Raw genomic sequence first — 13,140 nt, 5'->3', positions numbered from 1 at the left:
GACATAGGCAGGCACGTTTGCCTGCCGGTTCGCGCGGCATTATCGCGGCTATTGACGGCCCTCGCCGTGACCCAGCACGACGTACTTGAGCGACGTCAAACCTTCCAGACCCACCGGGCCGCGCGCGTGCAGCTTGTCGTTCGAAATGCCGATCTCTGCGCCCAGACCGAATTCGAAACCGTCGGCAAAACGCGTCGACGCATTGACCATCACGCTGGCTGAATCGACTTCGCGCAGGAAACGCATCGCGCGGTCGTGGTCTTCGGTGACGATCGCGTCGGTGTGATGCGAGCTGTACTCGTTGATGTGGTCGATCGCCGCATCGAGGTCGTCGACGACCTTGATCGCGAGCACCGGCGCGAGGTATTCGGTGCGCCAGTCTTCCTCGGTGGCATCGACGAGCGGACCCACGCCCGCATCCGCGAGCACCGCGCGCGCCGCCGCATCCACGCGCAACTCGACGTCCTTGCCGCGATACAGCTTGCCGAGCGGCGGCAGCACGTCGGCCGCGATACCGCGCGCGACGAGCAGCGTTTCCATCGTGTTGCAGGTGCCGTAGCGGTGCGTCTTCGCGTTGTCGCAGACGGTCAGCGCCTTCGTCAGATCCGCGCGGTCGTCCACATACACGTGGCAGATGCCGTCGAGGTGCTTGATCATCGGTACGCGCGCCTCGTTGATCAGCCGCTCGATCAGGCTCTTGCCGCCGCGCGGCACGATCACGTCGACATACTCGGTCATCGTGATCAGCTTGCCGACCGCCGCACGGTCCGACGTGGCGACCACCTGCACCGCGTCCTGCGCCAAACCGGCGGCTTGCAAGCCTTCGCCGATCAGCTTCGCCAACGCGGTATTGCATTCGAGCGCTTCCGAGCCGCCGCGCAGAATCGTCGCGTTGCCGGACTTCAGGCACAGCGCCGCGGCGTCGATCGTCACGTTCGGACGCGATTCGTAGATGATGCCGATCACGCCGAGCGGCACGCGCATCTGGCCGACCTGGATGCCGCTCGGCCGGTATTTCAGATTGCTGATCTCGCCGATCGGATCGGCCAGCGCCGCGACCTGCCGCAAGCCTTCGACCATCGTCTTCAGCGCTTTGTCGGACAGCGTCAGACGGTCGATGAACGCGGCGTCATGGCCTTTGTCGCGAGCACGCGCGAGGTCACGCGCGTTGGCTTCCTTGAGCAGTGCCGCATCGCGTTCGATAGCCTCGGCGACAGCGGCGAGCGCGGCGTTCTTCGCGGCCGTCGAAGCCCGCGCCATCGCGCGCGAAGCCTGGCGTGCGCGTCGGCCGAGGTCGGTCATGTACTGGTCGATATCCATGGTCATTCTCGTGGTGCCGCGCACGTCGACGTGCAGCGGACTGCAGGATTGGCGAAAGAAGCAACGATTGTAAGTCGGGTACAGGGGCTTTGCTCGCGGCGGCGGCCTGTGCTGTGCTGTGCTGTGCGGGTCGATCGAATCTGCAAGCGCCTGAAGGTAGCAGTGCCGATAGCACGCGCGGCGGCGTTTGAGAAAAAAGGCATCATCGATCCATGCTGTGCCGATCACCGCCCAGTACCCGCGAACTGCCCGCGAAGCGCGTCAACTTTGCTTCGCGCTGCGATTCAAGCCGGCCTTCGCGCTGGCGCCGTCGTTCCGGCCCGAGGTCGAACCGGCGGCACCGGCGCGGTTTTTGGCGACGCCACAGTCATCGCGAGTTCGAACAGACCGTCCCAAGGATCGGGCGGCGGATCGTTGCGATGATTGCCCGGCGTGGCGCCGGACAAACCCTTCACCTGCCGATCGACCCGCGCCGCCAAAGCGAGCGCCTTCTCCAACCCACCCTCGGTGACGCGCGACAGCGCCGGTCCGATCAGCCGTTCGCGCGGACCCCACACGCGGTTCTCGCGCACTAGCATCGCGAGCGGCTTGCCGGCGGCGACGCCGCGCTTGATCCGCAACAGCGTGCGGACTTCTTCGACGACCGCCCACAACACCAGCACCGCGGCCTCACCCTCGCCGCGCAGCCCGTCGAGCATGCGCGACAAGCGGCCGACGTCGCCCGCCAGCATCGCTTCGTTCAACTTGAAAACGTCGTAGCGCGCGACGTTGAGCACGGCGTCGTGAATCTGTTCGAAGCTGAGCACGCCGGTGGGATACAACAGCCCGAGCTTCTGGATCTCCTGATGCGCGGCGAGCAGATTGCCTTCGACCCGCTCGGCGATGAACGCCAGCGCGCGCCGCCCTTCTTCGCCGGCGGCAACGCGCTGACCTTGCGCCGCGAGCCGCTGGCCGACCCAGTTCGGCAATTGCGCGCGCTCGACCGGATCGATCTTCAACGCGACGCCCGCGTCGGCGAGCGCCATGAACCACGCGGACTTTTGCGTGGCCGCGTCGAGCCGGGGCAACGTGACCATCGTCAACACGTCGTCGTTGACCGCGGCGGCGAGCGACTTCAGCGCATCCGCCCCTTCCTTGCCGGGCTTGCCCGACGGAATGCGCAGCTCGACCAGTTGACGGTCGCCGAACAGCGACATCGACTGGCTCGCGCCCAGCAGCGAACTCCAGTCGAACCCGCGCTCGACCGTGAACACCGAGCGGTCGGTAAAGCCAGCCGCCCGCGCCGTCGCGCGAATCCGGTCGCACGCTTCCTGCGCGAGCAGGTGCTCGTCGCCGTACACGACGTACAGTCCGGCGAGTCCCTTCGCGAGATGCGCTTCGAGCGCGTCAAGTCGCAGTTGCATGGCTACCGATCGGCGAGATTGAACAGGAGCGGTGAATCAGACACAGCATGAAACACGATACCGCAGACAACCGCGCGCTCACAGCGGCGGCGGCGGCAATGGCGCACGCGGCGCGACGGCCGGCACACCCTCGCCCGGCGCCGGATTCAGCGAGCGCACGACCGCCAGACGGCGAATCAACTGGTCGATCGCGTCGCTTTCCATATCCGCGAACAGGATGTCGGACTCGGCGGACTTCGCTTGCGAGAACTGGTCGCTATAGGTCATCGCGCGGTTCAGCGCAATCACGCTCTGCGGAATCAACACGGTACCGTCCTTGCCGGTGAGCGTGTAAATCATCGACAGATTCAGCTGATACTCCTGGACCACGCCGAGCGTGTTGAGCGTCAGCGTGCTCTGGCTGCGATTCTGTGTGATTTGCAACAACGCGTCGGCATTCGCAGGCGAATTGACCACGACCGTGTCGCTGCCGCCTTGCACCATGCGCGTCAAACGCGCGACCGCCGCCGGCGAACCGCCCGAAACATACAGGCGCTTGAATGCGTAGTCCTGCTGGCCGCGCAACTGGAAGCCGCAGGCCGACAACATCATCACGCTGCAAGCCAGCGTCAAAAACGATCTGCGAGTCACATTGGCTCCCGGTTCGCAGTAAATTCCGCAGCGCAGACCGACGCCGCCGCGCGCGGCGACGTCCTGTCTGCCGACATGTTTTCGTGGGCTGTCAAACGACCACGTTCACGAGACGGCCCGGCACCACGACGATCTTCTTCGGGGCCTTGCCTTCGCTGAACTTCGCGACCATCTCATGCGCGGCCGCAAGCTGTTCGATCGTCTCACGCGACGCATCTTTGGCCACTGTGATCGCGCCGCGCACCTTGCCGTTCACCTGCAGCACGAGTTCGATCTCGGCCTGCTCCAGCGCCTTCTCGTCGACCTTCGGCCAGGCGGCGTCGAGCAACGAGCCGAATTCGTCGGCGTAACCGAGTTCCTGCCACAACTGGAACGTCAGGTGCGGCACCACCGGGTACAGCACGCGCAGCATCACGCTATAGGTTTCGCGCAGCACGGCGGGTTGTGCGCCCTTCGCGCTGTCGAGCGCGTTGAGCATCTTCATCGCCGCCGACACCACCGTGTTGTACTGCAGACGCTGGTAGTCGAAGTCGGCCTGCTTCAGCACACTGTAGATCTCGCGGCGCAGCAGCTTGTCGGCTTCGCCGAATTGCGCGGCGTCGAGCTGACCGCCCGCGCGCAACGCCGCTTCGTTCGACTGACCGAAATTCCACACGCGACGCAGGAAGCGGCTCGCACCTTCGACGCCCGAGCCGGACCATTCGAGTTGCTGCTCGGGCGGTGCGGCGAACATCACGAACAGACGCGCGGTGTCGGCGCCGTGCTGATCGATCAGCAACTGCGGATCGACGCCGTTGTTCTTCGACTTCGACATCTTCTCGACGCCGCCGAGCACCACCGGCTGTCCGTCTTCGTTGAGGATCGCGCCGACCGGGCGCCCCTTGTCGTCGAACGACACGGTCACGTCCGCCGGGTTGTACCAGGTCTTCTTGCCCGCTTCGCTTTCGCGGTAATACGTTTCGTTGAGCACCATGCCCTGCGTGAGCAGGTTCTTGGCCGGCTCGCCGAACTTCACGAGGCCCAGGTCGCGCATCACCTTCGCCCAGAAGCGCGAGTACAGCAGGTGAAGAATCGCGTGCTCGATGCCGCCGATGTACTGGTCCATCGGCGCCCAGTAGTCGGTGCGTTCGTCGACCATCGTCTTCGCATCCGGCGACGCATAGCGATAGAAGTACCACGACGAATCGACGAAGGTGTCCATCGTGTCGGTTTCGCGTTTAGCCGCGCCGCCGCAGGTCGGGCAGGTGCAGTTCACGAACGCTTCGGACTTGGCGAGCGGATTGCCCGTGCCGTCCGGCACGAGGTCTTCGGGCAGCACCACCGGCAGATCTTTTTCCGGCACCGGCACGTCGCCGCACGTCGGGCAGTGGATGATCGGAATCGGCGTGCCCCAGTAACGCTGGCGCGACACGCCCCAGTCACGCAGACGCCACGTGATCTGCTTGTCGCCGAGGCCAAGTTCCTTCAGGTCCGCGGCGATCTGGTCGACCGCCGCTTCGTACGTGAGCCCGTCGTACTTGCCGCTGTTGATCAGCGTGCCGGCCTTCTCGCCGTACCATTCTTGCCAGGCTTCGGTCGAGAATTCCTTGCCTTCGACCGCCACCACCTGCTTGATCGGCAGACCGTATTTCTTCACGAACGCGAAGTCGCGCTCGTCGTGCGCGGGCACGCCCATCACCGCGCCTTCGCCGTAGCTCATCAGCACGTAGTTGCCGATCCACACTTCGATCTGCTCCTGCGTCAGCGGATGCGTGACGTAGAAGCCGGTGCCCATGCCCTTCTTTTCCATCGTCGCGACGTCGGCTTCAGCGACGCCGCCGCGCTTGCATTCCTCGATGAACGCCTGCAGTTCCGGCTTGTCTTGCGCGAGACGCGTGGCGAGCGGATGCTCGGCGGCGATCGCGCAGAAGGTCACGCCCATGATCGTGTCGGCGCGCGTGGTGAACACGCGCAGCAGCTTCTGTTCGCCGTCGATTTCATACGGGAAGCCGAAGTTCACACCGAAGCTCTTGCCGATCCAGTTCTGCTGCATGATCTTCACGCGCTCGGGCCAGCCGAGGCCGTCGAGGTCGTTCAGCAGTTCGTCGGCATACTGCGTGATGCGCATGTAGTACATCGGGATTTCGCGCTTCTCGACGAGCGCGCCCGAGCGCCAGCCGCGGCCGTCGATCACCTGCTCGTTGGCGAGCACGGTCTGATCGACCGGGTCCCAGTTGACGGTGCCGGTTTTCTTGTACGCGATGCCCTTTTCCAGCATCTTCAGGAACAGCCACTGGTTCCACTTGTAGTAGTCGGGGCTGCAGGTTGCGACTTCGCGGCTCCAGTCGATCGCGAGGCCCATCGACTGCATCTGCTTCTTCATGTAAGCGATGTTGTCGTAGGTCCACTTCGCGGGCGGCACGTTGTTGGCCATCGCCGCGTTTTCCGCCGGCATGCCGAACGCGTCCCAGCCCATCGGCATCAGCACGTTGTAGCCGTTCATCCGCAGATAGCGGTACATCACGTCGTTGATCGTGTAGTTGCGCACGTGGCCCATGTGCAGCTTGCCCGACGGATACGGCAGCATCGAGACGCAATAGAACTTGGGCTTGTCGGTGGATTCCGTCGTCTTGTACGCGTCGATGGCGCGCCATTGCCCTTGCGCGGCGGCTTCGACGGCGGAGGGAACGTATTTTTCGTGCATGGTGTGATGGGATCGCTGGGTTCGGTGCTTTCGCACCTGGCCGCTTGGGTGCTCTGCTGGATGAAATGGCTTCGTTTCCCCGTCGGCGGGGAAAGGGCTGATTATACCGTTCGCGGCGGGGTCCGCCGCGCGGCGTGGTGTGGGGGCGGGAGGGTGAGCGGCCTGTGCCTGGGTGCCGCGCGGCTAATGTGCCGCGTCCGGCGCCGGCGGGTCCGTGACGAAACCGATCCGCTCGAGCCCGGCCTGCTGCGCCGCGCCCATCACCTGCGCGATCACCTCGTAGCGCGTCGAGCGTTCCGCGCGCAGATGAATCTCGGGCTGCTCAGTCTGCTGCTTTGCCTGGCTCGCCGCTTGCGCGAACCGCGTGCGCATCTGCGCGAGCGTGATGACGCTGCCGTTCCAGTACAGCTTGCCGGCGGCGTCGATCGATAGGGAGATGGTTTGCGGCGTTTCGCGCGCGGGTGTCGCCGAAACTTTTGGCAGATCGAGCCGGATCGCATGCGTGAACAGCGGCGCGGTGATGATGAAAATGACCAGCAGCACCAGCATCACGTCGATCAGCGGCGTCATGTTGATTTCGGCCATCGGCGCGGCCGTCTGCTTTTTCTCGAGTCCGCCGAATGCCATGTCGCCTCCTTCTGCGTGATCTGTCCAACCGTGCTTTGCGCCTGCGCCTTTAGGGGGAAGCCGTCTGCTGCCAGGCCTTTGCGCGAGCCTGACGCCCAAGCCGTCCCGGACAGTGCGCCTAGTGGGTCGAAGCCTGCTGCTGTCGCGGCGCCTGAGCCTGCTCAGCGGGCGCGCACACGTACACATGCAGGTCATGCGCGAAACCGTCGAGTTCCTCGGACAACTGTCGCACGAGGCGCCCGAGTACGTTGTATGCGAGCACGGCCGGAATCGCGACCACCAGACCGAACGCGGTCATGATCAGCGCTTCACCAACGGGGCCGGCGACATTCTCGATCTGCGCCTGGCCGGCGGCGGCAATGCTGCCGAGCGCGTGATAGATGCCCCACACGGTGCCGAGCAAACCGACGAACGGCGCAGTCGCGCCCACCGAGGCCAGCAGCACCTGGCCGAATTCGAGCCGCCGCTGCGACGCGTTGAGCGCCTGGCGCAACGCCCGCAGCACCCGCTCGCCGCGCTCGACGCGCGCGAGCAGCGCGCCGGGAATGTCCACTTCGGCCGCATGCAGCGCCGCTTCGGCGAGCGGCAGGAAGACACGCTCACGGTCCGCGCGCCGCAGCACCGCGACACCCTCGGACAGCGTCGGCGCCTGCCAGAACAGCGTGATCGCTCGCGGGGCCTGACGCTTGGCGCGCGTCAGCATCCAGCTCTTGACGATCAGAAAGCACCAGCTCGCAATCGACATGGCCAGCAGCACATACGCGACACCATGCGTGATCGCGTCGCTGGTTTGCAGGTAATGGATGATGCCGCTGCTGCCTGCCATCTGACCTCGCCGTGGGAAAGTGATTTCAGTTTCAGGGCTCGCACAGGGGCGCGATGCCCCTTGTGCGTAACGTGCTAGCGCAAGCCCCGCTCAACGCAGGCCGAGCACGTCCTGCATGTCGAAAAAGCCGGTTTGGTGGCCTTCGAGGAAATGCACCGCGCGCAGCGAGCCCTGCGCGTACGACAAGCGGCTCGACGATTTGTGCGTGATCTCGATGCGCTCGCCGGTGCCCGCGAACAGCACCGTGTGATCGCCGACGATATCGCCGCCGCGAATCGCCGAGAAGCCGATCGTCGACGGATCGCGTTCGCCGGTCACGCCTTCGCGGCCGTAGACCGCGCAGTCATCGAGATTGCGCCCGAGCGCGTTGGCGATCACTTCGCCCATCGTCAGCGCGGTGCCCGACGGCGCGTCGACCTTGTGACGATGATGCGCCTCGATGATCTCGATGTCGTAGCCCGTCGCGAAATGCTTCGCCGCGTATTCCAGCAGTTTCAACGTGACGTTCACGCCGACGCTCATGTTCGACGCGAACACGACGGCGATCTTCTCCGACGCCGCGCGCAGTTGCGCTTTCTGTTCGTTGTCGAAGCCGGTCGTGCCGATCACCATCTTCACATTGTGGCGCTGCGCCGCGTCCAGATGCACGAGCGTGCCGGCCGGGCGCGTGAAGTCGATCAGGTAATCGGATTCGGCGAACACGCGCTCGATGTCGTCGGTCATCAGCACGCCCGTCTGTTTGCCGAGAAACGCGCCGGCGTCCTGACCGAGGTGCGCGGAGCCCGCGCGGACGAGCGCGCCGGACAACGTGGCGGCGGAATCGTTAAGGACCGTTTCGATGAGCATGCGGCCCATACGGCCCGATGCGCCAGCAATGGCAATTTTCATGGCTACGAGGGTTCGAAAGACTAAACCGGGCAAATGCGGGCAAATGCGGGCAAAAGCGGCGGCGGCGGGCAGCACACCCGGGCGCCGCACTCATGGGACAAGCGGAGAATCCGGCGGGCGCCGCGCAGGGCGCCGTGCCCGCCTTAAGACAGGGACAGCGGGATTAGCCGCCCGTTCCCGTGGTCGACGGAGTAGAGGTCAGCGGTGCGTTGTACGTTGGGCCGCTGTTGCTGCTTTGCGGGCCCGTCGGTCCCACCGGATTGCTCTGCGTAGCCGGAACCGGCGGCGCCGGACGGTGGAACTGGAACTGCGGCTGCCCGCCCGAGGTTGGGCCTTGCGGTGGGATGCCGCCGGCATTCGGGGTCGGCGCCGTGGAACGCACCGACGACTGCCCGTTCGACGGCGTCTGCACCGCATTGGTCGCACGATTGGCGGCTTGCGCGGCTTCCGCATTGGCGTCCGTGGACGGCGCGCCCGCTGCTGCCGCGCCGTCGACCGAAGGTGAACGCGTGGTGTCCGGCACTTGCGCGGCGGCATCCGGCGCGCTCGCGGCGTTTGCGGCATTCGCCGCAGCGGCGCTTGCCGCGTTCGGCGGGCTCGCCTGCGGCCTTCTACCGCGACGATCGCCGTCGATTTCCGCCAGCAATTCGAGATTGGACGGCAGATCTTCTCCGCCGGACCAACTGGTGACGAGGTCACCCGAGAAGAACACCACGAAGTCGCGCTGCTGCACGATGGCCGTCGAGCCGCGTTTGAAATAGAACACGTAGTCCCAGCGGTCCGCGTGGAACATATCCGTCAGCAGCGGCGTGCCGAGCACCTGGCGCACTTGCGCGCGAGTCATGCCGACCTGCATCTGCGCCGCCATTTCACTCGAAACGAAATTGCCTTGCACCACTGTAATCCGGTACGGCGTAATACTTTGGGCAACTCGCTGTGTGAGGCTGTCGTACGTGGAACATCCGGCAAGAACCGCGACAGTCGCAACAGCGATCAAGGTACCCCGCATGCGGCTCCCCCGGTAGATCAATTGAGATTTTGAAATCATTTCACTCACCGTGCGGGCCCGCTGACGAGCCGCGCGAGTTTCATTCCATCGAAGATGACCAGAACGGCAAAAACACATTACTATGAGAGCCCAGCATTGTACTCTAGGGATCCCTTGTCATGACCAATCCAACCGATCTCAAGAATATCGGGCTCAAGGCGACCCTTCCGCGCCTCAAAATCCTTGAGATTTTTCAGCACAGTCCGGTACGTCATCTGACGGCCGAAGACGTGTACCGCAACCTCCTGCACGAGGAACTCGATATCGGCCTGGCAACCGTGTATCGCGTGCTGACGCAATTCGAGCAGGCCGGCCTGCTCTCGCGCAGCAATTTCGAATCGGGCAAGGCGGTGTTCGAACTGAACGAGGGGTCGCATCATGATCACCTCGTCTGTCTGGACTGCGGACTCGTGGAAGAGTTTTTTGATTCCGAAATCGAGAGCCGTCAACAGTCCATTGCGAAGGAACGCGGCTTCAAGCTGCAGGAACACGCACTGGCGCTGTATGGTGCCTGCACCAAGGAGAATTGCCCGCATCGCAAACACTGATGCGGCATCGCCGCCCGCGCCGGGGTGCGTGGCGGCAAACAGAAAAAGACCCGGCCGATGTGAATCGGCCGGGTCTTTTGACGTTGACGGCGGCGCCGCGACGGGCACCTTCGTAAGCCGCTAGGCGACCAGTTCGGCGCTTACTTCGAACTCGAGCCGCCACGGCTCCGCCAATGACAATTCGTCGCAATTGGGCTGCTCGCCACCACGATCGACCACGATGAAATCGCTCACCTGATCGAGCGCCAGCAGCGGGTGATGCCACACCCCTTTCGCGTAATTGACGCCCTGCCACGCGTCGGTCCAGAAGGCCCGCATGCGCGCCGGGTCGAACTCGCCCGCCGGCGCGACCACCACCAGGTAGCGACCCTCTCGTAAGGGAATGAAAGCCTGACTGCCGAGCGGATGCCGCTCCATCATCGTGATATCGACCGGCAGCGCGCGCGGCTGCGCGCGGAACAGATTGATCAGCGCGCGGCCGCCCTGCTCCGTCACGTCGACCGCCGCCAGATCGTGAAAGCGCTCGGTCGTGCCGCCGTTGATCGCGAAATGGCGCGCGCCGTCCAGTTCGATGACGTCGCCGAACGGCGCGAACGCCGCGCGCGTCAAACGTTCCACCTGCAATGTCTTCATCGACGCCGCTCCGTTACGCGATCTCGCCCCACAGACGCAGGCGCGACACGCCGCCGTCCGGAAAAATATTGAAACGCACGTGCGTGACCGGCCCCAGCGACGCGAGGCCATCCGTGAACGTGTGCACGTGGTCCATCTGCAGCTTCTGTTCGCCGAGCAGCACCGGCCAGAACATCGCCTGCGTGACGAGCGAATCGTCCGTGCCGCCCGTCACCGACGCCGCCTGCACCGAGCAGCGGTCGGGGAAATTGCCCTTGAAGTGCGCGGTGTCCACTTCGATCTTGCGGATCACGCCCGGCCGCGCCAATGCGACGATCGCCCAGTCGTTGCCTGGCTCGCGACGGCGCCGGGTTTCCCAGCCATCGCCCATGTTGACGCCGCGGCCCGGCATCAGCATCTGCGAAGCGGGTCCGAAGTGCTGATTGTTCGCCGCGACCAGGTACGCGCCGTTTTCGATCGCGGCGAGGTCCAGCAGCGTGCCGCGCTCGACACGTTCCCAGTCGCGCTTCGGCTGGCCGTACACGCGCAGGCGCGCGAGGCCGCCGTCCGGATACAGGTTCACGCGCAGATGGGTGAACGCGCGCGCGTCGTTCACTTCGACGTAGTGGTGCTGGTTGCCCTGCAATGTGGTGGCCGGCACGAGCGTCTGCCAGTCGGCGTTATCGGGCGGCACGCCGCCGTCCACGTAACAGGCGTCGATCGACGCGGCCGGCGGGAAGTTGCCGGTGAAGTGGCTCGTATCCATGTCGACGCCGTGCACGACGCCCGGCCGTGCGAGCCGGATCACGCAATGGTCGTGACCGGTGGTGCGTTTGCGGCGGGTTTCCCAGCCGTCCATCCACTTGCCGTGGTCGTCGTATTTGCCGGGGATGAACACCGCCGGCTGCGGTTCGAGCATGCGCTCTTTCGGCGCGAAAAATTCGTCGCTGGCGAAGAGCGCCTTCGCGCCCAGACGCGGGTCGGCGAGATTCATGTAGCGGCGCGTGAAGGCGGGAGCGTTGGGGTCGAGGATCGGATTGGCCATGGTTTCGGTCAGGATGCGAAAAGTGGAAAACAAGCGGCGGAGTCACGGCATCCGCCGCTGTGGAAAAGCGCGCCGCGTCGGCGCGCGAAATCTTGATTCGGATTGCGGATCGATTGCTGGTTACTGTCAGCTCGTCAGATCGCGTGCGCGGGTTCGCCGCCGATCGGCTCAGCACCCGCGTCTTCGCCGGCCGGCACGTAGCGCAAAGCCGCGTCGCGATTCAGCACGCGATGCGCGCGCCCCCGGTCGATGTCGTTTTCCCACACGGCGACCACCACCGTGGCGACGCAGTTACCGATCAGGTTGGTCAACGCGCGGGCAATCCCGACAAACCAGTCGACCGGCAGGATCAGCACGAGCCCGAGCACGGGAATCGCCGGAATCGCGGACAAGGTCGCTGCCAGAATCACGATGGCCGAGCCGGGAATGCCGTGCGCGCCCTTCGACGTCACGAGCGACACGAGCACCACCACGATCAGGTCGTGCATCGACAGCGGCGTGTTGGTGGCCTGCGCGATGAAGATCACCGCCAGCGTCAGATAGATCGAAAAGCCGTCGAGGTTGAACGAGTAGCCGGTCGGAATCACGAGGCCGACGGTCGAGTCCTTCACGCCCATCCATTCGAGCTTGCGCATGATCTGCGGCAACACGGCGTCCGACGATGCGGTGCCGAGCACGATCGACAGTTCCTCGCGCAGATAGCGGATCAGCTTGAAGAGGCTGAAGCCCGCCAGCCGCATCACGATGCCCAGCACCACCGCGACGAACACGAAGCAGCTCACGTAGAACACGAGCACCAGCATGCCGAGTTGTTTGAGCGACTCAACCCCGTAGGTGCCGGTGGTGAACGCGATCGCGCCGAGCACGCCGAGCGGCGCGAGCTTGATGATGAAACCCATCACGCGGAAAAACACCTGCGACAGCTCGTCGATCAGGCCGCTCACGCGCTGCGCCTTCTTGCCGAGCAGCGACAGCGCCGAGCCGAAAAGCACCGAAAACACCAGGATTTGCAGGATGTCGCCGGTCGCGAACGCGTTGATCGCCGTGTCGGGGATGATCTTCAGCAGGAAGCCGGCGGTGTCCTTGAGGCTCTTCGCGTGCTCGGTGTAGGTCGACAGCGAAGCCGGATCCAGCGAATTCAGATTGATGTTCATGCCGACGCCGGGCCGCGTCACGTAGGCCAGCACAGCGCCGATCACCAGCGCGATCGTCGTCATGACCTCGAAGTAGACCACCGCCTTCAGCCCGACGCGCCCAACTTTGCGCAGGTCGCCGGCGTGCGCCATGCCGCTGACCACGACGCAAAACACGATCGGACCGATCACCATCTTGATCAGCTTGAGAAAGCCGTCGCCGAGCGGGCGCAGCGACTGGGCAAAGTGCGGATAAACCGCGCCGATCACGATACCCACCACCAGCGCTATCACGACCCGGCCAAACAGCGAATTGAAAAACTTCAACACGGCTTCCTCCTAGTCTCGGTTCAGTTCTGTTCAGACTGGTCCGACCA

12 protein-coding genes are annotated in these 13,140 nt (G+C 64.6%); 1 reads left to right on the top strand and 11 read right to left on the bottom strand.

The features are described from left to right. Nucleotides 1-48 precede the first annotated feature (48 nt). From BGI01S_RS00550 to bamE, 8 genes are all read right to left on the bottom strand, one after another. Nucleotides 49-1,320, bottom strand: coding sequence for a glutamate-5-semialdehyde dehydrogenase (locus BGI01S_RS00550; RefSeq protein WP_042320964.1), 1,272 nt, complete (start codon nt 1,318-1,320; stop codon nt 49-51). 284 nt (nt 1,321-1,604) lie between these two features. Beyond that, on the bottom strand, nt 1,605-2,723 hold the full coding sequence (holA, locus tag BGI01S_RS00545) for a DNA polymerase III subunit delta (RefSeq protein WP_042320962.1): 1,119 nt from the start codon (nt 2,721-2,723) through the stop codon (nt 1,605-1,607). Nucleotides 2,724-2,801: 78 nt separating this feature from the next. Beyond that, nucleotides 2,802-3,353 (bottom strand): LPS-assembly lipoprotein LptE, encoded by a 552-nt coding sequence (locus tag BGI01S_RS00540; protein WP_042320958.1) that lies wholly within the window; start codon nt 3,351-3,353, stop codon nt 2,802-2,804. Nucleotides 3,354-3,444: 91 nt separating this feature from the next. After that, a complete protein-coding gene (gene leuS, locus BGI01S_RS00535; protein WP_042320957.1) occupies nt 3,445-6,036 on the bottom strand; it encodes a leucine--tRNA ligase in 2,592 nt (863 codons plus the stop codon). A gap of 183 nt (nt 6,037-6,219) precedes the next feature. Further along, nucleotides 6,220-6,663, bottom strand: coding sequence for an ExbD/TolR family protein (locus BGI01S_RS00530; protein WP_042320955.1), 444 nt, complete (start codon nt 6,661-6,663; stop codon nt 6,220-6,222). Nucleotides 6,664-6,781: 118 nt separating this feature from the next. Further along, nucleotides 6,782-7,489 carry a MotA/TolQ/ExbB proton channel family protein gene (locus BGI01S_RS00525; RefSeq protein ID WP_042320953.1) on the bottom strand — a complete coding sequence of 236 codons (708 nt, stop codon included), beginning with the start codon at nt 7,487-7,489 and terminating at the stop codon, nt 6,782-6,784. A 90-nt stretch (nt 7,490-7,579) separates the two neighbouring features. After that, complete coding sequence (gene dapB, locus BGI01S_RS00520; protein WP_042320952.1) at nt 7,580-8,377, bottom strand: 4-hydroxy-tetrahydrodipicolinate reductase; 798 nt, start codon at nt 8,375-8,377, stop codon at nt 7,580-7,582. Nucleotides 8,378-8,540: 163 nt separating this feature from the next. After that, nucleotides 8,541-9,386 carry an outer membrane protein assembly factor BamE gene (gene bamE / locus BGI01S_RS00515; protein ID WP_042320950.1) on the bottom strand — a complete coding sequence of 282 codons (846 nt, stop codon included), beginning with the start codon at nt 9,384-9,386 and terminating at the stop codon, nt 8,541-8,543. A gap of 158 nt (nt 9,387-9,544) precedes the next feature. Between bamE and fur the strand changes: the two genes are divergently transcribed. Continuing rightward, on the top strand, nt 9,545-9,973 hold the full coding sequence (fur, locus tag BGI01S_RS00510; protein ID WP_012434340.1) for a ferric iron uptake transcriptional regulator: 429 nt from the start codon (nt 9,545-9,547) through the stop codon (nt 9,971-9,973). A gap of 120 nt (nt 9,974-10,093) precedes the next feature. Here fur and BGI01S_RS00505 read toward each other — a convergent pair whose 3' ends face one another. The 3 genes from BGI01S_RS00505 to BGI01S_RS00495 form a co-directional block, all read right to left on the bottom strand. Next, entirely contained in the window at nt 10,094-10,606 is a 513-nt protein-coding gene (locus tag BGI01S_RS00505) for an ureidoglycolate lyase (RefSeq protein ID WP_042320949.1), read from the bottom strand. A gap of 13 nt (nt 10,607-10,619) precedes the next feature. Continuing rightward, on the bottom strand, nt 10,620-11,630 hold the full coding sequence (alc, locus tag BGI01S_RS00500) for an allantoicase (protein WP_042320947.1): 1,011 nt from the start codon (nt 11,628-11,630) through the stop codon (nt 10,620-10,622). 134 nt (nt 11,631-11,764) lie between these two features. Beyond that, nucleotides 11,765-13,093, bottom strand: coding sequence for a C4-dicarboxylate transporter DctA (locus tag BGI01S_RS00495; protein ID WP_042320945.1), 1,329 nt, complete (start codon nt 13,091-13,093; stop codon nt 11,765-11,767). Between the last annotated feature and the right edge of the window lie 47 nt (nt 13,094-13,140).

This window comes from Paraburkholderia ginsengisoli NBRC 100965, from assembly GCF_000739735.1.
Lineage (GTDB): Bacteria > Pseudomonadota > Gammaproteobacteria > Burkholderiales > Burkholderiaceae > Paraburkholderia > Paraburkholderia ginsengisoli.
Note: the sequence above shows the minus strand (reverse complement) of the source record. Positions and strands in the feature narration are given on the sequence as shown.